The sequence below is a fragment of the Bradyrhizobium sp. SZCCHNS3052 genome (assembly GCF_032484495.1).
Taxonomy (GTDB): Bacteria; Pseudomonadota; Alphaproteobacteria; order Rhizobiales; family Xanthobacteraceae; genus Bradyrhizobium.
The window spans coordinates 1-20,731 of the sequence record NZ_JAUETB010000003.1; the positions used below are offsets into that span (position 1 = coordinate 1).

Annotated in this window: 12 protein-coding genes; 6 read left to right on the forward strand and 6 right to left on the reverse strand. The window is 64.5% G+C overall.

Annotated features, from left to right (window positions below; all coding sequences use genetic code 11):
• Positions 1–561 precede the first annotated feature (561 nt).
• The gene (locus QX073_RS11620; protein ID WP_315713699.1) at positions 562–1,818 is read left to right on the forward strand and encodes an aminopeptidase; all 1,257 of its coding nucleotides are present in this window, start codon (positions 562–564) and stop codon (positions 1,816–1,818) included.
• Between the two features lie 87 nt (positions 1,819–1,905).
• Here the strand turns inward: QX073_RS11620 and QX073_RS11625 are convergent, their stop codons facing one another.
• Positions 1,906–2,370: a DUF4399 domain-containing protein gene (locus tag QX073_RS11625; protein WP_315754975.1), complete on the reverse strand. Its 465-nt coding sequence runs from the start codon at positions 2,368–2,370 to the stop codon at positions 1,906–1,908.
• Between the two features lie 327 nt (positions 2,371–2,697).
• Here QX073_RS11625 and QX073_RS11630 point away from each other — a divergent pair, with 327 nt between their 5' ends.
• Positions 2,698–3,150, forward strand: a complete 453-nt coding sequence (locus QX073_RS11630) for a cupin domain-containing protein (RefSeq protein WP_316172711.1) — start codon at positions 2,698–2,700, stop codon at positions 3,148–3,150.
• Here QX073_RS11630 and QX073_RS11635 read toward each other — a convergent pair.
• On the reverse strand, positions 3,147–3,965 hold the full coding sequence (locus QX073_RS11635) for an MBL fold metallo-hydrolase (protein ID WP_315825907.1): 819 nt from the start codon (positions 3,963–3,965) through the stop codon (positions 3,147–3,149). The two genes, QX073_RS11630 and QX073_RS11635, sit on opposite strands and share 4 nt — an antisense overlap.
• Positions 3,966–4,075: 110 nt before the next feature.
• Between QX073_RS11635 and QX073_RS11640 the strand changes: the two genes are divergently transcribed.
• Entirely contained in the window at positions 4,076–4,981 is a 906-nt protein-coding gene (locus QX073_RS11640) for an alpha/beta hydrolase (protein ID WP_316183761.1), read from the forward strand.
• Between the two features lie 5 nt (positions 4,982–4,986).
• Here the strand turns inward: QX073_RS11640 and QX073_RS11645 are convergent, their stop codons facing one another.
• The 3 genes from QX073_RS11645 to QX073_RS11655 all read right to left on the reverse strand — a co-directional run bounded on the left by QX073_RS11645 (position 4,987) and on the right by QX073_RS11655 (position 8,217).
• A complete protein-coding gene (locus QX073_RS11645) occupies positions 4,987–6,513 on the reverse strand; it encodes a permease (protein ID WP_316225797.1) in 1,527 nt (508 codons plus the stop codon).
• A complete protein-coding gene (locus tag QX073_RS11650) occupies positions 6,510–7,259 on the reverse strand; it encodes an ABC transporter ATP-binding protein (protein ID WP_315825910.1) in 750 nt (249 codons plus the stop codon). The genes QX073_RS11645 and QX073_RS11650 overlap by 4 nt, the downstream gene beginning before the upstream one ends.
• A gap of 196 nt (positions 7,260–7,455) precedes the next feature.
• The gene (locus QX073_RS11655; protein ID WP_315825911.1) at positions 7,456–8,217 is read right to left on the reverse strand and encodes a transglutaminase-like cysteine peptidase; all 762 of its coding nucleotides are present in this window, start codon (positions 8,215–8,217) and stop codon (positions 7,456–7,458) included.
• Positions 8,218–8,823: 606 nt separating this feature from the next.
• Between QX073_RS11655 and QX073_RS11660 the strand changes: the two genes are divergently transcribed.
• The 3 genes from QX073_RS11660 (at position 8,824) to QX073_RS11670 (ending at position 19,009) form a co-directional block, all read left to right on the forward strand.
• Complete coding sequence (locus tag QX073_RS11660) at positions 8,824–15,123, forward strand: VCBS domain-containing protein (RefSeq protein WP_316225798.1); 6,300 nt, start codon at positions 8,824–8,826, stop codon at positions 15,121–15,123.
• Between the two features lie 108 nt (positions 15,124–15,231).
• Complete coding sequence (locus QX073_RS11665) at positions 15,232–17,457, forward strand: adenylate/guanylate cyclase domain-containing protein (RefSeq protein ID WP_316174578.1); 2,226 nt, start codon at positions 15,232–15,234, stop codon at positions 17,455–17,457.
• Positions 17,458–17,977: 520 nt separating this feature from the next.
• Positions 17,978–19,009, forward strand: a complete 1,032-nt coding sequence (locus QX073_RS11670) for a hypothetical protein (RefSeq protein WP_316159349.1) — start codon at positions 17,978–17,980, stop codon at positions 19,007–19,009.
• An 86-nt stretch (positions 19,010–19,095) separates the two neighbouring features.
• On the opposite strand, the gene QX073_RS11675 is transcribed toward QX073_RS11670, so the two are convergent.
• A complete protein-coding gene (locus tag QX073_RS11675; RefSeq protein WP_315713710.1) occupies positions 19,096–20,691 on the reverse strand; it encodes an ABC transporter substrate-binding protein in 1,596 nt (531 codons plus the stop codon).
• Positions 20,692–20,731: the final 40 nt, after the last annotated feature.

The window sequence follows — 20,731 nt, forward strand, 5'->3', positions numbered from 1 at the left end:
CGGGCCTCAGTCGAGGTCCGGCCTTCCCTGCACCCTCTCGTTTGAAGAGGGTGAGACCACTGTATCACTCGGACGCCCGGGGCGCCGCGAGGCTACGGACACACATCCCCATATGCACATCCCATATGCCTCAAAATTGTTGATCACGACGGCGCCAATGGCTCGGTGCCCACCCTCCCCTGGAGGGGGAGGGTCGGTCGCCCGCGAAGCGGGCGAGCGGGGTGGGGTGATCTCTCCGCGAGCGCTTGTGCACGTGGAGAGATCACCCCACCCCGGCTCACGTTTCGCTTCGCTCACCACGAGGCGACCCTCCCCCCTCCAGGGGAGGGCGGGCACCGAGCTCGCGGCTTAGCTTTGGAGAGCGACTGATGCGGATCCATAGGGCCCGTTTTGAGGTGTCGGCTATGTTTCCGAACACCTTCACGGCAGTTGTCCGGGCCATGCCCTGCACGGCGACGAGGGCGGAGAGGCGATGCAGGAGCCGTCTCCCGTTCACCATTGACCGCCCCATCGATTGGCCTATCTCTTCAACACCGCAAAGAAACGGAACTGGATCCCCTGATGACCGCACATCCGCGCAACTTCGATGCCGCCATCGATCCCGTCAAGCTCGACCGCCTGGCCGAGGTGGCGGTGAAGGTGGGCCTGCAATTGCAGCCGGGTCAGGATCTGCTGCTGACCGCGCCGTCGGTGGCGCTGCCGCTGGTGCGCAAGGTCGCCGAGCACGCCTACAAGGCCGGCGCTGGGATCGTGACCTCGTTCTTCTCCGACGAGGAACTGACGCTGGCGCGCTACCGTTTTGGCCGTGACAACAGCTTCGATCGCGCCGCCGACTGGCTCTATCAGGGCATGGCCAAGGCGTTCTCGGAGAATACCGCGCGGCTCGCCATCGTCGGCGACAATCCGATGCTGCTGTCCGGCCAGGATCCGGCCAAGGTGGCGCGCGCCAGCAAGGCCAACTCCAAGGCCTATCAGCCGGCGCTGGAAAAGATCACCAATTTCGAGACCAACTGGAACATCATTGCCTATCCGAGCCCGTCCTGGGCCAAGCTGGTTTTCCCGGACGTGCCGGAGGAGGTCGCGGTGGCGAAGCTCGCGGACGCGATCTTCGCAGCGTCGCGTGTCGACCGCGAGGATGCCGTGTCTGCCTGGGAGCGCCACAACGCGGTGCTGCGCGAGCGCACCGAGTGGCTCAACGGCCAGCGTTTCAGCGCGCTGCATTACACCGGACCCGGCATGGACCTGACGATCGGTCTTGCCGACGGCCATGAATGGGAGGGCGGCGCCTCGACTGCCAAGAACGGCATCACCTGCAACGCCAACATTCCGACCGAGGAAGTGTTCACGACGCCGCATTGCCGCCGTGTGTCGGGTCACGTCGTCAGTTCCAAGCCGCTGTCCTATCAGGGCACGCTGATCGACAACATCCAGGTCAGATTCGAGGAGGGTCGCATCGTCGAGGCCAGGGCTTCGAAGGGCGAGGAGGTGCTTAACAAAGTGCTCGACACCGACGAGGGCGCGCGCCGGCTCGGCGAAGTCGCGCTGGTGCCGCACTCCTCGCCGATCTCCAAGAGCGGCCTGTTGTTCTACAACACGCTGTTCGACGAGAACGCGGCCTCGCACATCGCGCTCGGCCAGTGCTACTCCAAATGCTTCGTCAACGGCACGTCGCTGTCGCCGCAGCAGATCGCAGCCCAGGGCGGCAACCAAAGCCTGATCCACATCGACTGGATGATCGGCGCGGCCGACACCGACATCGACGGCCTCCATGAAGATGGCCGCCGCGTCCCGGTGTTCCGCAAGGGCGAGTGGGCCTGACGCATGACGGGCCGGCGCCACGCGTGCACCGGCCCGAAGCGAGCCGCGAGCGATGCTCGCGGCGGTGTCGTCGTCGATCGAAACTGCCTACTGCTTGGCGCTGCCGGTGGTGGCCTGCACGTCGATCGTGATCCGCTCCGACATCACCGGCTTGTTGTGGGGGATGTGGCTCCAGTCGCCGAGCACGAGCTGCAAGGTGTGCTTGCCCGGCGTGAGATTGACCGAGGCTTCAGTCTGGCCCTTGCCGAAATGCACGTGGCCGGCATCGACCGGGATCGCCTCGTTGAGTGCGTCGCCCTCGAGCGCGGGCGCGTCGATCAGCAGGTGGTGGTGCCCGGTGTTGGGAGCCTCGGTGCCGGACGGCGCGACGCCCATGCCGGACAGGCCGAAGCGGATCAGGACCGGCGAGGAGACGGTGTCGCCGTCCTTCAGGTTGATGAAGTAGGCCTTGGCGTTTTCGGGGGCGGGCGTTTCGCCCGCCATGACGAGACTGCTGGTTGCAAGGGCGGCGGCGGACAGCGTGAGGGCGAGTGCGAGGCTCAGTCGGCGCATCCTGGGAAATCCTTATCTCTGCGAAGGCGGCAAATCTTTAAAGGTGACGGCACGGCGCAGGATGGGCAGGGCGACCGGAGGGGCGCCTGTCCGCATCTTGCAGTGCGAGCAAACAGTAGATCAGCAGGTTTGGCGAGGCCGCGAACAAATTGCGGCGTTCGCGTGAAGTTTATAGCGCTTGCGTGTTTGTGATGCGACGGCTGGTCGCGGTGGTCTGTTCAAATCTTAACGATCGCGGAAAGCAGCCATTAGGTGCAATCGGCTACGGTCGCAGGCTCATGCCGGCGTTCGCCCGGTCATTTCAGTCCCATGCATTTGAGGTCCAAGATGTCTCCGTCCTTGATCGAAACCGCCAATCTCGCCGTCGACCTGGCGCCCGCTCCGATCGAGCCGTCCTGGATCATCGAGGGCAATCCGACCGCGACCTCCTGCACCATCGCGCGCAGCAGCGACGGGCTGGGCTCGACCATCGTCTGGCATTGCACCGAGGGCAAGTTCAACTGGTACTACGATTTCGACGAGACCATCCTGATCCTCGAAGGCGCGATCACGCTGGAGAGCGAGGGCATGCCGGCGAAACGCTACGGGCCGGGCGACGTGATCTTCTTCCGCGATGGCGCACATGCCAAGTGGCATGTCGAAGGCCACGTCAAGAAGCTCGCTTTCTGCCTGAAGACGCAGCCCTACGTGCTCGGCCTCGCGGTGCGGATCATCAACAAGCTCAAGCGCATGTTCCTGACGCCGGAAGGCCGCCGCGGCACCAGCCTTGCGGGCGCCTAGACGCCGTCGAGGATGATCACGGTCGGGACCTGTGGCAGCAGCTCGCGCGACATCTTCAAGGTGCGCTCGGCGCGGCGGTCGATCTCGAACTGCTGGCCGATCTTGCGCATGAACTCGTCGAGCGGAGTCGCGAAGCGGTGCATCGGCAGCACCACCGAGGCGCGCAGACGCTTGGTGATCTCCGAGATGCCGTCGAGCGACATCGTGTAGGTGCCGTCGATCGGCACCATCACCACGTCGAGCCGGCCGATTGCGGCGAAATGAGTCTCGTCGAGCTTGACGTGCAGGTGGCCGAGATGGCCGATGCACAGGCCGGCGACCTCGAAGATGAAGATCGAGTTGCCGTCCTTGATCATGTCGACGCCGATGGAATCTCCGAAATAGCGGCGGATGTCGGTGGTGATGTTGCGGATCAGCACGTCGCCGATTCGCTCGAAGATCTGGGCCGGCTTGCCGTCGTCGCCCCAGCCGCGCAGCACATGCGGGATGCGCGGATCGGGGGCCAGCGTGTAGTGCGTCGAATGCGCGCGGTTCATGGTGATCACGTCGGGCAGCCGTCCGACCTGATAGGCGCCGCTGTAGTCGGTCGCGATGCGGATGCCCATCGGCGTGTCGATGAAGTAGGTCGAGTGGCCGGCATAGGTGATCGTCACCTCGTTGCCGGCAGCCGCCGTCCGGCGCAGGCTGACCGGCATCGCGCGCGGTTGGTTGCCGGCCATCGCCAGGCACTCGCTGGTGCGCGGCCCCGATTGCGCCAGAGCGGGCGATGCGAACGCGACCAGCACGGCAAGCAGCGAGACCAGCGAGCGCAGCATGGCAGTTCCCCTTCGACAGCGCGTGTGAGTGTAGCGGGGAATCCGGATCAGAACTATCCTCGGCGCAACGCCCGGCTCGAGAGCGCGGCGCGACGACGTGGAGAGATGGCATGACGGATCGGGTGTTGCAGCCGTTGCGGGAGATCGACGCAGGCGTGCTCCGCATTGCCTATGTCGAGAGCGGGCCGGCCGATGGCCCCGTCGTCATCCTGCTGCACGGCTATCCCTACGATATCCACTCCTATGTCGAGGTCGCGCCGCGCCTCGCCGCGCAGGGCTGCCGCGTCATCGTGCCCTATCTGCGCGGCTATGGACCCACTCGTTTCCGCGACGCATCGACGCCGCGCTCGGGCCAGCAGGCCGCGGTCGGCGCCGATCTGGTCGCGCTGATGGATGCGCTGGCGATCCCGCGCGCCGTGTTCGCCGGCTATGATTGGGGTGGCAGGGCCGCCTGCGTCGGCGCGACGCTGTGGCCCGAGCGCTGCACGGGCCTGGTCTCCGTGAACGGCTATCTGATCCAGGACATCGCGCGGGCATTGGAGCCGGCGCCGGTGCCGCGCGAGTTCGCGTTCTGGTATCAGTGGTACTTCCAGACCGAGCGCGGCCGCGCCGGGCTCGCCGCCCACCGCGCCGACATCGCACGGCTGCTGTGGCAGCAATGGTCGCCGCACTGGCGCTTCGACGATGCGACCTTCGCGCGCGCGGCGGACGCGTTCGACAATCCCGATCACGTCGATGTCGTGATCCACAGCTATCGGCATCGCTACGGGCTGGCCGATGGGGATCCGCGCTATCAGGAGCTGGAGCGGCGATTGGCGACCCTGCCCGTCATCACCGTGCCTACGATCACGCTCGATGGCGACGCCGACGGCGTGATCCCGGCAACGGACGGCCAGGCGCATGCTGCGAAGTTCAGCAACCGGATCGGCCATCGCGTGATCGCGCGGGCCGGCCACAATTTGCCGCAGGAAGAGCCGGAGGCGTTCGCCGCCGCCGTGACGGAGCTGCTGCGCTGAACGCTTCAGGCCCGCGCCGGGCTCAGCTTCCAGGCCGCGAGCAACAGGCCCGCGGTCATCAGGCCGCAGACGATGGCGGCCTCGGGCAGCGCGAGCGCCAGCGCCGCGGTCGCCGCCCAGCCGATCGAGGAGAACGCCTCGGCAAAGGTCGCCAGCCGCGACGAGGTCTGGCGGCGGCGAAACTGGCTGCGACGCGCCTGGATCCGGAACCAGAGCTGGATGGCCGTGGAGGAGACGGTCGCGACCAGAACGGCAACGGCCGTGACCACCGCCTGCGCCGGTGCGACCCAACCGAGCGCAAGCACGAGGGGGGCGAAGATCATCGCGATCGTGATCAGCACGACCTCGACCTTGGCGCGCACGATGCGCGTCGCCGGCAGCGGCGCCGTCGCCACCAGCTCGGGCGCGTCCTCGCCGGAGAGGGTGAGCCAGGCGAGGCCGCCCGCGAGCTGGCCCGCCGCCATCACGACGACCGGCGTGATCAGGAACACCGCCTGCGAGCTGTCGGAGTAGCTGCGCCACAGCAGCAGCGCCGGAGGCACCAGATAGAGCAATTGCATCAGCGTCTGCGAGATCAGCCAGGGATCGCGCCGCAGCAGCATGAACTCCTTGCGCCGCAGCGCCTGCTGCCGCGAGCCGCCCCGAAACGACCTGACGCGTGCGCCGGCGCGGCTGGAGATGCCCTGGGCCGCGGCGCTGATCGCGGTGTCGGCGAAGCGCGGCGAGAACACCATCATGACGACGCCGAGCAACAACAGTCCGGCTGCCAGCAGAATCAGCAGCGCCTGGCCGTCGCCGAGCGCCGCTCGAGCCGGCAGCCAAACAAGACCGTCGGGATCGGGCGCGATGGCGGCCGCGGCATCCGAGGTGAGGATGGCGAAGCGCGACAGCGTGCCATAGGACACGATCGCCGCGATCTGCAGCACGATGACGAAGCCGGCGCCGATCACGGCCGCCAGGATCTGGGCGACCAGCCGCGTTCGCGCCGGACCAATGAGGCGGAACAGGACGATCGTGATGGCAATGGCGACCGCGGCCGCCGACAGGCCGACGGCCGCGACCACGACGAACGCCGCGAGCCAGCGCGTGCCACCCTCGATCAGCAGCACGTCGACGAAGGGGGTCGCGAGCAGCAGCGCCATGCTGGTCACGGAGAGCGCGATCGCCGCGATCCGGACGGAGAAGATCTCGGCCAGCCGCACCGGCGACGACATGATGAGATCGAGGTCGGCACGGGCGTAGAACACGCGTGTGACGGATTCGATCGCCTGCGACAGCATCAGCGCCCAGGACAGCATGATGGTCGCGGTGATGACGATCAGCGCGGTCTTGTCGAGCGGCAGCTCGAGATCGGCGTAGCGACCGACCACGACCCAGGCCGGCAGATGCATGAGGGCGCCGAACAGCACGAGACCGATGATGGCGGCCCGCGTGCGGCGGCGCCTGCCGGCCGTGATCATGCCGAGCCATTCCCGCCAGGCGAGCCGGAGCTCGTGACGGGCGAACCAGGCGAGCGTCGCCGCCCGCGTCATGCCGCGGACTCGACGTCGACCAGTGCGATGAACAACTCCTCCAGGCTGGTGTCGGTGCGACCGTTCTGCTGGCGCAGCTCGGCCAGAGTGCCTTCGGCGACGACGCGCCCGGCGGCGATCACGCCGATCCGGTCGGCCATGCGCTCGGCGACTTCGAGAATGTGCGTGGTCATGATCACCGTGCCGCCGCGGCGGACGCGCTCGGCGAGCAGGCCCTTGACGTGCCGCGCCGACACCGCGTCCAGGCCCGTCAGCGGCTCGTCCAGGATGATCAGCCGCGGGTCGTGGATCAGCGCGCCGGCGAGCGCGACCTTCTGGCGCATGCCCTTGGAAAAGCCTTCGCAGCGCTCGTGCAGATGCGGCTCCAGCCCGAGCGAGACCAGAAGTTCGGTTGCCGCGTTACTCGAGGCCGCCGGATCGATGCCCCACAGTCCGGCGACGAACTCGAGATATTCGAGCGGCGTGAGCTTGTCGTAGATCATGGGCTCGTCGGAGACCCAGGCCATCACCTGCTTGGCGGCGATCGGGTCGCGCAGTGCATCGATGCCGAAGATCTCGATCCGCCCGGCATCCGGCCGCAGCAGGCCCGCGACCATGCGCAGCGTCGTCGTCTTGCCGGCGCCGTTCGGGCCGACCAGTGCATAGAATTCACCCGAGCGCACCACGAGGTCGAGCGCATCGACCGCCGGCCGCTCGAAACATTTCGTCAGTCCTCGCACGGCGAGGGCGGGGCTGCCTGGGGTCATGACGGCACTATCGCCTCGTTCGGTTCGCGTCTGCAATGTGGATGCAACTCGTTGCGGCGCGGTGAACGAGCCGCCGCATCGTGTCCTTCGGTGCCGGCCGGTTCCGTCGGCGCACTGGCCGCATTCCTGCCGTCCTCGTCCCGTGAACTCCCGGCCACGTCTCAAGTTGTGGGCACGCGGCAACGATGCGCGATCGTCAATAGTTCACGGAAGCTGTCCCCTCAGGCGACAGCGCCCGGACCTCCGCCATCAGGGGCAAGGCCTGATACCGGGAGATGCCGGTCTCGTCGATCACGAACAACGGCCGCACCTGCCGCGCATCGCTGTCCTGGATCATCGCCATCCGCTGATTGTCGAGCATCAGCCAATGCCCGTCGAGGCGCGCCGCCGCGACGGCGTGATCCTCGTCCCGGACGACATCGTGCAGGATCACGATCCGCAGATCGTCGATGGCAACGCCGGCCATCCGAAGCGCGACGAGCTTGGCGATCGCGTAGTCCTCACAATCGCCGGCACGGCGTTCGAAGGTAGCGAGAGGGGAGGCCCACACGTCCACCTGGCCATATTGAGCGAGATCACTGGCCGGCCGGATGGCCAGATTGACCGCCCGATTGATCTCGCCGAGCCTTGCCCGTCCCGCCCGGAGACGGCCCTGATCGATGATCGCCAGCAGGCTGAGGGCGGCAGGGGAGACGCAGCGCTCGCGGTCGCCATCGCACAGCGCAAGCTGCACGCGCTCGTCTTCGAGCTTGCGCGCGAGCGCCAACCATTTGTCGCGCAACGGGCCTGCTTCCAGGCCGACCCGCGGCAGGCCGAATGGCTCGGCCGTATCCTCGATGGCGGTTGCGAACCCCAATGGCTGCGCGACAGGACCGGCGCCCGCTGGGCTGCCGATCCATATGGCGGCGCTGGCGGCCGCGACCGCCAGCGATGCGCGCATCAGCGCGAGAAAATTCATGTGACGCCCCGTGCCCGGATCTCGGCCGGCACGACGCAGCGCCTGACGGAACCGGATGCTTGTTGGGGGTCAGCATGGGTGCGAAGGCTTGGCCTCTGCTTAAAACCGGCAATCCGGCGACCAAATCGCAGGATTTACGCTGAACGTTGTGTTGCTCCGATGCGACAAATCCTAGCGAAAGCTGAGCGATGGTCGCGAAGGTCTGGAGGGTTCGCGGTGAAGTTGTGCTTCGAACCCATCCGCAGCTCCTGCCAAATTGATGCAATTCGTCGATTCTTGTTCTCCCACCCGCAGTCCTCCACTTGAAATCCGTTGTCAGGGGTAAGCCGGTGCGGATGTTGATGTCGGCAAAGGTATTGGATGGCCTATGAATACTTGGAATTACTTTGATTTTCTGAAGCGACGTGAATTTTGACTTGGCAGGTCTCGGCCGGGGTCAGCTTTAAAGAGGGCAGAAACTCGACAACATCGTAGCGATCCCGCGGAAGCCGCCGTTTTTGGCCACCTGAAGCACAAGCTGAAGGTGGTTCCGCCAGACACTTGCCAGTGATATGCACGCCTTGAACACTCATTCTTATGTATTCATTAACCATAGTCGGTGGCCCCTTGAATTACGCTGGCAATTTTGACGCCGCGCTTTTCTCCGAAGGCCGGGGCGCCTCTTCGCACGGTCACGTGCGGCTGGAGACGCCGCATGCCCATGCGCCGACCGACGCGATCGTCGTTCCGGACGCGCATTTTCTGTTCAATGCCGATTTCAAGCGGTCTGGTCTCGACCTGATCCTGTCGTCCGACGGACGCGAGATGGTGCTGCCGGACTATTTCAAGGGCGAGAAACGCGCGCCGCTGGCCTCGCCGGACGGCGCGCATCTGACCGGCGACCTCGTCAACGCGCTCTCCGGCGCGGTGCAGGTCAGCCAGGCCGGGGCGGCCGCGAGCGTGAGCAAGGTCATCGGCCATGTGACCAAGCTGCAGGGCACCGCGACGGTCATCCGCAACGGCGTTTCGATCCTCCTTCACAACGGCGACAACGTCGAGAAGGGCGACGTCGTCCAGTCCGGCTCGGATTCGACGCTCGGCATCACCTTCATCGACGGCACCGTGTTCGGCCTGTCGTCGAATGCGCGGATGGTGCTGAATGAAATGGTGTACGACCCCAACGGGTCGAACAATTCCTCGCTGATCAGCCTCGTCGCCGGCACGATCTCGTTCGTGGCCGGCGAGACCGCCAAGCATGGCGACATGAAGGTCGACACGCCCGTGGCGACCATGGGCATTCGCGGCACGGCCGTGCTGGTCGAGATCGACTTCACGGTGCCGGGGCAGGGCAGTCTGCCCGATGCCAAGTTCCAGGTGCTGGTCGAGCCCGATGGCCACACCGGCTCCTACGTTCTGTTCGACAAGACGACGCTGCAGCCGATCGCTGTGGTGAATCAGGCCGGACAGCAGATCCAGATCAGCAACGGAATCGTGAATCAGAGCGCTGTCCCGCTCACGCCGGACATCCAGAAGCTCATCAATGACGTCTTCACGCTGAAGTTCACCGACAACAGCAATCCGAAGTCGACGACCCATTTCACCGACATCGGGGTGCCGCAGACGCTGACGCCGCTGACCTTGCCCAATGGCACCAGCGCGACGCCGATCATCCGCGTGGTCGACGACACCGGCGCGACGACCGGGACTGGCCAGACCGGCGAGCAGCTGTCGCACATCCCGGGTCCGCCGGAAGTCAGGATTCTCGATACCGGCGGCCGGCTGACGACGGCTTTCGGAATTATGGAGCGCGCCGGTCAGACTGGGAACGGCGCCGATCTCGACGCCGTGCTCAGTCGCGTCAATTTCGTCGACGTCAATGGCATCGACCGGCCGACGGTGTCCGTCAGTTTCAGTTCCTACGCCTATAAGAGCGCGCAGCAGGCCGACGTCACGGCCTCGTTGAATGCCCTACAATTGCAGGACGTCCTGGCGACCGCGGTGAAGATCACGGTCACGCCCGATCCGAACAACAAGAATTTCGGCACGGCGACGCTGACCTACAGCGTTCCCGACAAGTATTTCGATTTTTTGGCGGCAGGTGAAACGCTGACGCTGACTTACATCGTCCGCGTGGACAACAACTTTGCGCCGTCCAACGAATTCGCTCTGGTCCCGATCACGATCACCGTGACGGGGACCAACGACAAGCCCGAGATCGTCGCGAGCGTCCAGACCATCGCGTTCGAGGGCGGCACCAGCGTGCCCGGCGGCCCGCTGACATCGGACGATCCGACCTCGGGCACGCTGACCTTCACGGACGTCGATCTCACCGACAGCCATACCGTCTCGGCGAAGCTGACCAGCGCGGTTTTGAAGGGCGGCGGCAGCATTCCGCCGGCTCCGTTCGCGCTGTTCGAACAGGCCCTGACTGCGTCTCTGGCCTCCGACAGCACCGGGAGCGGCACCGGCAAGATCAATTGGAGCTTCGCCAACCTGCCGGTCTATGTCGCGGATTTCATTCCCGCCGGCCAGACGCTGACGCTCACCTACACCGTGACCGTGACGGACTCGCAAGGCGCGACATCGACGCAGACGGTCACGGTGACGATCACCGGCACCGACGATCCGGCGGTGGTCTGGATCGCCACGACGCAGCCTGGCGAGAGCAGCGGGGGGCAGGTTCATCTGTGGAGCGACGGCGCGAACTGGGCAACCGGTCTGGCTCCGACCGCCGATGATGACGTCATCATCATCACCGATCAGCTGCACGGCCTGACGCCGGCCTTTCCGGTGACGATCGATGACGACGCCTACGCCTATGCCAAATCGGTCACGCTGAATGATTTCGGCGGCGGCGCCGTTCCGGAGCTCGACAATAACGGCACGCTGACGATCAGCGGCGCGCTGACCGCCAAGGCCGACTCGCTCATCTACAACTTCTCGGGTGCGACGATCACCGTCGGCGGCTCGGTGCAGATCCTCGAGCAAAGCGAGTTTCACAATGCCGGCACCGTGCTGCTGGCTGGTGGCGGCGTGTTCGGGGCGAACGCCGGCATCTTCAACACCGGAACGATCGAGCTGTCCGGCGGTACGCTGACCGTGCACGGCGACGTCACCAACGGCGGTGAGGACTCCTCCGGCCTCATCCAGGTCGACCAGGGCGCGACGCTGACCCTGGAGGGTGGCAGCATCGATGGCGGCACCATTCTGATCCAGGGAATGCCGATCGTTCAGAATTTTGGCACGCTGGAGAACGACGGGCAAACGCCGCCGCAAGCCAACGGTCTGCTCGTCCTGAAAGGCGGAGCCGACATCAGCAATGGCCAGCTGACCAATTTCGGCGCGGTCGATGTGTCTGGCGCCGGAAATGCCATCTCGAACGAGATCGTCACGAACGTCGGCCTGATCGACATCAAGGCGGGTGGCGCGCTCGCGCTCGCCAACGACACCAGCATCGACAATACCGATGGTACGATCACGGTCGAAGACGCCGGAACGCTGACCCTGTCACAGGCGCGCGTCAGCGGCGGCACGCTGATCAACGAGTCCGGCGGAGCGGTGGCCCTGATCGGCCACGCCGCGCTGATCGGCGGGACGCTCGACAATTTCGACACGATCGCCGTGTCCGGCAGCGGCAATGCGTTCGAGGACGAGACGATCACCAATGCGAACGCCGCCGCGATCACCATTGCGCTGGCTGGTGCTCTCTCTCTGAGCGGCACGAGCATCGCCGGCGGCGCTATCACCAGCCATGGGACGATCTCCGTCGACGGCGACAGCACGATCGACGGCAGCGCCGTCGCTGGCGGAGAACTGCTGATCGGCGAGACCGGTCCGCTTGCGGAAATGACGGCGATCCTGACCGTTCAGGGCGGCGCGTCGTTGACCGACGTCGGCATCACGATCGGCGACGGCTCGACGCTCGAGGTCGCTGCAGACGAGACCGCGACCCTGGCCGGTGTCACCGTCGACAATTCCGGCACAGTCCAGGTGGACGACGGCGCGGTGCTAGTGATCGAGAGCAGCACGATCACCGGCGGCGATCTCGTCAACCACGGCATCGTGCATGTCGAGACTGCGGTGGCGACCACGTTCGACAATGTCACCATCGATAACACGGACGGTCAGATCATCATCGATGAGGATGGTGAGATGCCGGTCCCGTCGACGCTGGTGCTCGACGGGAGCACGACGCTCACGGGCGGCACCTTGAAGATCCAGATCGCGGGCACGCTGGAGATCGCCGGTCACGTGACGCTGAGCGGGGTAGACGTCGAGAATCTCCACGTCTTCACCGTCGATCTCGGCGCTTACCTCGATCTCGTCGACACCAAGGTGAGCGGCGATGGTGAGCTGCATGTCCATGGCACGATCACGGCGAGCGGCACGAGCGGCCTCAGTGGAACGATCTACAACGACGGCACGATCGAGATCACGGGCGGTACGTTCGAGATCACTGGCGATGTCCAAGGCTCCGGCCAGATCAAGGTCGATGCCGACGCCATCCTGAAGATCGACGACCATATCGAACAGACGATCGACTTCAGCAGCAAGGGAAGCAGCGAGATCGTCATCGACGACGCCAGCTTCTCCGCCAAACTCGCCGGCCTCGGCGTTGACGACAAGATCGACCTGCAGACGATCAAGTGGAGCGCGGCGACGACGGCGACCTACGATTCGGAAGCGGGCGTGCTCAGCGTCATTGACGGCCAGGGCCACCGCATCGATCTGACGCTCGTCGGCAACTATAGCGATGCGCATTTTGCCGGGAGCGATGATGGCCATGGCGGAACGCTGATCACGCTCATGGCGAAGGATGACGTGCCGGTGGTCGCCGATCCCCACCAGGCCGGCGCCATCACTGAGACGCCCAGCACGACCGGATCGTCAGATCCGCGCAGCGTCGGCGGCACCATTCACTTCACCGATGTCGATCTGACGGACCGCCCGACGGCTGCCATCCTCACCAATGCGCAGACGGTGAAGTGGACCGCGGCCGACAACACCGATCTGTCCGGTCAACTGACGCCGGACCAGGTCTCTGCGCTCGCGCAGGCGCTGCATCTGGTTCAAAGCGACAACACCAACAACGGCTCTGTCGATTGGACCTATGCCATCGCCGATGGCTCGCTGGATTTCCTCGGCGACGACCAGACCGTCACGGTGACCACGACCGTGACGCTCGACGACCATCGCGGCGGCACCGCGGCCTCGACCATCGTCGTCACCATCACCGGGACAAACGACCTGCCGGTGGTCAAGTCGTTGGCGCAGGCCGTTGTAATCGCCGAGCACTCCGGCAAGTCGGAATCGAGCGATCTCGACACCGCGCACGGCACGATCACCTTCACCGATGCCGACGTCGCCGACACGCATGCGGTCAAGGTGATCGACGTCGAAGTCGATGGCGCCCACAGCGGTCTTCCCTCGGACACATCGCTGCTCAAGAGCTGGCTGTCGCTCGGAGCTCTCACCGATTCCGTGGGAGGCGCTACCGCATCGCAACCCTGGACCTTCTCCGCCCAGGACAAGGCGTTCGACTATCTCGGAGCCGGCCAGCACGTGACGCTGACCTACACAATTGAGATCGCCGACGGCCACGGCGGCGTTCAGAATGTGCCCGTGACCATCACGGTCAATGGCGCCGAGGACGCGCCCGTCATCACCGGCGAGACCAATCCGACCGTGCAGACCGTCGTCCTGGCCGAGCGGGCGACCGTGCTGGCGAGCACCGCCAAGACCAATGCCGAGGGCATGCCGACCGAGACGTTCGATCGCGTGTCGGAGGGCTCGATCTCCGACAACGGGCGCGGTCACGGCAGCTTCTACAGCGAGGCGCTGCACGCAACCTTCACGGCCAGCGGCAATGCGGGAATCGTGCACGGCTCCTCCCCGGTGTCGGCGGCGCCCTACATGGCCGACGGCGCCGACAAGACCAACTATCTCAGCGTCGGCAGCCACGCGCAGGAGACCATCACCTTCGACAGCGTCAAGAACAGCTTCGGGCTGTATTGGGGCTCGGTCGACAGCTACAACAGCATCTCCTTCTACAACGGCAACAAGCTGGTGGCGTCCTACACGGGCAGCGACGTCGCGCCGCTGCTCGCCAATGGCGGGCAGGCGTCGCTGGCCTCGAACGGCTATGTCGAGTTTCTCGGCCTGTCGCCGTTCAACAAGGTGGTGCTCGCCAGCAGCCAGAATGCGTTCGAGCTCGACAATGTTTCGGCCGGCTTCATCGCCGATCAGCCGGTGAAATTGACGAGCGGCATGTCCGGCACCTTGACGGTGCTCGACAGGGATGTCGGCGACACGCTGACCGCTTCGGTGGTCCAGAACGGCGTGATCAAATACAATGGCTTGCCGAGCCTGCCCTCGAACGCCCATGTCCAGGCGCTGGCCGATGCCCACGCGATCACCTTCGACCGCGCGATATCCGATGGCGGCTCCGAGGTGCTGCACTGGACATATCATCCGGCCGATGTGAACCTGGATTTTCTCAATCCCGGTGACACGCTGACCGTGACCTATCAGGCGGACGTCAGCGACGGCCGAGGCGGAACTGCGACCAAGGCGCTGACCGTCACGTTGGCCGGCAACGGCGCATCGACGATCAACGGCACGGACCAGAACGACAATTTCGTCAATGTCGGCGGCGGCGTGACGATCTTCGGCAAGGACGGCAACGACACCTTCGTCTTCAACCCGCATTTCGGCAGCGCCACGATCGGCGATTTCGATCTCAACAAGGACATCGTCGAGCTCGATCGTTCGCTGTTTGCCAGCGTCGAAGCGGTGGTCGCTGCCGCGCAGTCGGCCAATGGCGGCCACGACACCGTCATCACCGATGCGGTGCATGATACGCTCACGCTCAAGGGGGTGACGTTGGATCAATTCAAGGCGCATCACGACGGTTTCCACCTCGTCTGAGCCCGCACGTCCGTCTGCGATGCGGGCGCCGGCGTTGCCAAGCCGAGCGCTCTTTGGAGACGATCAGACGCCTCGGATCGCCCGCCTCGGCGTGATATCGGATGCTGCATGAAGCGATTGAGAGCAGTTCCTCGATGGTTCGCACGCAAGTTCGGCTTTGCGCGCCTGATGTGCCTGGTGCTGCTGGTCGCCTTCGCGGCGCTGCGCGCTGCCGATCCCGCGCCGATGCAGGAGCTACGCCTCCGCGCCTTCGACAACTTCCAGGCGTTCAGCCCCCGGCTCAAGACGATGCGCCCGGTCACCATCGTCGACATCGATGAGAAGAGTCTCGCCGACCCCAAGCTTGGCCAGTGGCCTTGGCCGCGGACGCGCATCGCTGAAATCATCGACAGACTGACGCAGCTCGGCGCGCTTGTCATCGCCTTCGACGTGGTCTTCGCCGAGCCGGACCGGCTCAACCCGGCGATCGCGGCGGATACGTTTCTGAATCTCGATGAGGCGACGCGCGAGAAGCTAAAGGCGTTACCGTCGAATGATCAGATGCTGGCCGACGCCTTGCGCAGGTCGCGCATCGTGCTCGGCGAGACGGCCAGCCTCGACAGGCGCACCGATCTTGACAAGACATTGCCGGTGACCGGCTTTGCGATGCTCGGCGACCCGATCCCGTTCATGGAGCCATTTCCCGGACTGTTGCGTAACGTTCCGGTGATCGAGCATGCGGCGGCCGGGCGTGGCCTGTTCACGATCCCGCCCGAGCGCGACGGAATCATCCGCCGGGTGCCGATGATCATGCGGGCGCAGGACGTCACGATGCTGGCATTGAGCTTCGAGATGCTGCGGGTCCTGACCGCCACAGATACGGTCTTCGTCAAGGCCGAGGAGGGCGGCATCACCAGCCTCGGCCTGCGCGGCTTTCAGATTCCGACCGACGGCAACGGCAAGATCTGGGTGCACTACGCCAATCATGATCCATCCATCTACGTCTCTGCCATCGACGTGCTCGAAGGCCACGTGCCACCGGAGAAGATCGCGAGGAAGCTGATCCTGATCGGACCGTCGGCCATCGGTCTGAACGACATCAAGACCACCCCGGTGTATTCGGCGATGCCGGGCGTCGAGGTGCACGCGCAGGTGCTGGAGTCGGTGCTCACGGATTCGATCCTGACGCGGCCCTATTGGGGAGTCGTGGTCGAGTTCTTCGGAGCCGTCCTGCTCGGGCTGCTGGTAATCGTGTTCGCGCCGCAACTCGGCGCCATCACGCTGGTGATCGTGGGAGGACTGTTCGCGAGCGCGCTGCTCGGCATCTCCTGGTACTTCTACACCCAGCACCGGCTCCTGATCGACTTCACCTATCCGATGCTGTCGACGACGGCGATCTATCTGACGCTGATCTTCGCCAATTTCGTCCGCGAGCAGAATCAGCGCCGGCAGATGCGCTCGGTGTTCGGGCAATATCTGTCGCCGGTGCTGGTCGAGCAGCTTGCCCAATCGCCGCCGACGCTGGGCGGCGAGGAGCGCGAGATCACGGTGATGTTCTCGGACGTGCGCGGCTTCACCACGATCTCGGAGAGCTACAAGCACGATCCGCAGGGCTTGACGCAGCTGATGAACCGCTTCCTCACGCCGCTGACCAACGCCATCATCGCCCGCAAGGGCTATGTCGACAAATACATGGGCGACGCCATCATGGCGTTCTGGAACGCGCCGCTCGCCGACAAGGATCATCAGATCAATGCCTGCGAGGCGGCGCTCGACATGCTCGAGCGGATCGATCAGGTGAACGGCGAACGCGAGCAGGAGGCCGAGCATGGCGGCCACGTCTACATTCCGCTCAAGGTCGGCATCGGCCTCAACACCGGCATCGGCGTGGTCGGCAACATGGGCTCCGACCTGAAGTTCAACTATTCGGCGCTTGGCGACAGCGTCAACCTCGCGTCGCGCCTGGAGGGCCAGACCAAGGAGTACGGCTTTCCGATCATCGTCGGCTCGGCGACTGCGATGGCCGTGAAGGACCGGCTCGCGATTCTCGAGCTCGACTTCATCATGGTCAAGGGTAAGACCGAACCGGAGGTGATCTACGCCATCGCCGGCCGCGAGGACGTGATGTACTCCGAGCGCTTCCAGTTGCTCCGCAACCTCACCATCGAGATGCTGGCGAGCTATCGCAGCCGCGATTGGGAAGGGGCGCTGGCCGCGATCGAGCGCGGCCGCAAGAGCGACCAGGGACAAGACTTGGCCAAGCTTTATGATCTCTATGACGCACGCATCCGCAACTACCAGGTCAATCCGCCGCCCGAGGATTGGAACGGGGCGTACGCACTGCTGACGAAGTAGCCGGTGGTCCGTTCCCGAGTTCGCATCATGTCGCGGCGGCCTCGTTGGCCTGGTCCGGTGCCCGCGCGATGAGTATGCTCATCATTTGCAGACCACATAAGCCGAATAGGGCGGGCAACGCTTGCTGCGCTCATCCGTGCCGGGGACGGGGCGGGTGGAATGCCGTGGCGGGAGACTTCGCTTGGCACGCGGCAGCTTGCCCGCATCCTGCTTCGATGACGATGGGACGAAGGGGTTTACAGGCCCATTGGATGATGTCTGGGCGTCCACCGCCGCGAGCTTGCCGATGAATGCGAGCGACAGGATGACGAGCTTGACCGAACGATAGCGCGCTCCAGTCTGCGGGACGGGTACAAGGATAGCGCAATCGAGCAGGCGTCGAGCGCATCGCGTTTGTTGCGAGGTTGCAACAGCGGGATAAGAAGCAACTTGTGTCATGTGACGTCGATTGCATGAATCTGCGCGTGCTTGTAGCATTTTTCTACTCAAGATAGAAAGTGCATGCAGATGGGGGGCATCGATGCAGTCTTCTGAGGACGGGAGTGCGGCCGGTTTGACGCAGGGCAGGCCGGCACGGGGTGCGATCAAGCGTTTCACTCTACCAGTTGCGGGCAGCCTCATTGCTGCTGTGGCTTGTGTGCTCGGGGCGGGCGCGGTGTCGGCCGCGGATCTCCCGGTCAAGGCGCCGCCTCCGCCGGTCTCGTTGTGGGAGTTCGAGGTCGGCGCCCGCTATTTCTACAGTTCGGGCCGCACCCGCTACACGTTGGGCGATCCTTTCGTCGCTGGCCAAACCAATTCTCTGCTGACCTACAAGAATCTCAACAGCCATGCCGGCGAGGGGTTCGCCAGGGCCGATCACAGTTTGGGTTTCTTCGCCAAGGGCTTTGCGGGCGGTGGCAACATCTTCAGCGGCAGGCTCAACGACGAAGACTTCCCGCCGGCCGTCATTCCGTACTCGAATACGGACAGCAGCGTGAACAGCGGCAGGCTTTGGTACGGCACGATCGACGCCGGCTACAATTTCTGGAGGGGGCCGGCGTTCAAGGTCGGCGGCTTCGTCGGCTACAATCATTTCTACGAAACCGTGAACGCATACGGATGTACCCAGGTCGCGACCAATCCGTTTATCTGTGGTCTCGATCCTGTTGCGGGGGGCGTGCTGGTGCTCAGCAAGACCGAGAACTGGGATTCGCTCCGCGTGGGGTTGAACGGCGTCTTCAAGCTCGGCCAGAACTGGAACGTCACCCTCGATGGCGCCGTTCTGCCCTATGTCCGGCTGAGCGGATTCGACAATCACTGGCTGCGGCCCGACATCAATCCGCTTCCGCAATCTGGAAATGGCTGGGGCTACCAGCTCGAGGGCATTGTGTCATACGACGTGACGAGAAATTTCAGCGTCGGCGTCGGTGGCCGCTATTGGTACGCCCGGACGACCAGTGGGACCACCCAATTTCCTGGAGTCCCGGGGTCGCCCACGACCTTCAGCTACGAGCGGTACGGCGGCTTTCTCCAGGCCTCCTACAAGTTTGACTCGGGCGCCTTCGGGAAATGAAATACTGGCTTATCGTGCTGAGGAGGAAGCCCGGCAAAACGCCGGGCTTCTTTCTTTGCGAGCGCGACGGCAGCCGGCCCGGTCAGTTATTCCGCCCCGATCGTCGTCAGGTCCTGGAACCAGTGTTGCGCCTGCACGAACTTCTTGACCTTCGGCGATAGCGCGTGCGGGTTGGTGTCGTGCACGACCCAGACCAGCACCGCATCGTCGACCACAGCCGCATGCGCCTGCGCGATCAACTCGTCCTGCTTGGCCGGATCGAACGTCTGCTTGGCTTCAGCAATCAGCGCATCGACCTTGGGATTCTTGTAGCCGCCCCAGTTGACGCCAACGGGCGCGATCTGGTCGGAGGCGAAGAAGCGGACGATCGCGTAGAGCGGGTCCGATGTGACATAGGCGATGTTGTTGGCGGTGATGCCGGCGTTCATCTCGTCGGCGGCGCCCTTGCGCCAATGCGTGTACAGCGTCTCCAACTCGACGACCTTGAAGTCGATGTCGATGCCGATCTCCTTGAAGCTCTGCTGCAGATATTCGTTCATCGGCAGCGACAGCATCTGGCCGGTGCCGCCCTGCGCGATGATGAAGGTCGTCTTCAGCGGCTTGGCTGGCGAATAGCCGGCTTCCTCGACCAGCTTCTTGGCGGTGGCGAGATCGTATTTCAGCTCGAAGCTCGGCTTGCCGAACCACGGGCTCGACGGGTCGACCTGGCCCTTGGCGGGCTTGGCGAGGCCGTTCATCAGCCCGACCACTTCGTCGCGATTGATCGCGAGATTGAGCGCCTTGCGCAGGCGGATGTCGGTCCAGGGCGAGCCCGGCAGCACGCTGAGATGATAGTTCCAGACATGCGGTGTGACGTTGTCGACGAGCTTCATGCCGGCCGCCTTGAGCTGCGGCACGGCGTCCGGCGCCGGCGTCTCGATCAGATCGACCTGGCCGGCGAGCAGCGCGTTGGTGCGGGTCAGCGCTTCCGGCATCGGCACGAGCACGAGCTTGTCCGTCTTCGGCAGCCGGTCCTTGTTCCAATATTCGGAATTCTTGGTGAGCTCCGCGAGCTCGCGCGGCACCAGTCTGGTCAGCTTGAATGGTCCCGTGCCGGAGGGCTGACTGGCGAACTTGTCCCAATCCTTGCCGAGCTTCTCATATTGCGCCGGGCTCGAAATCAGGAACCACAGCATCTGATACGGGAAGAACGAGTCGACCGTCTTGGTCGTGATCTCGATCGTGGAGTCGTCGATCTTGGCGTAGCTCGCGACTGAGGGAAGGCGTGTTTTGACCTGCGCGCTCTGCCGCTTGTCGAACTGCGGTGCCTTATCGTTGAGCACCTTGTCCAGATTCCAGATCACCGCATCGGCATTGAAGTCGCTGCCATCGTGGAACTTGACCCCCTTGCGCAGGGTGAAGCGCCATTTGGTCTTGTCGGCCTCGTCGATCTTCCATTCGGTGGCGAGGCCGGGAATGAGCTTGCCCGGTCTGTCGGCGATGCTCATGTCCCAGGCCACCAGCGGATCATAGATCGTGTAGCCGGTAAACTGATAGGCGCCGGCGCCGCGATCGGGCTGGCCCGTCGTCAGCGGAATGTCCGCCATCGAGATGCCGTAGCGCAGAACCGTTTCGGCCCGCGCCGCGACCGCGGAAAGACTGAGCGCGAGCGCAGTGGCGAGTAATGAGAATCGGATACGCATGAAGATGAAGCTCCGTTGAAACCGGATCAAATTCGACGCG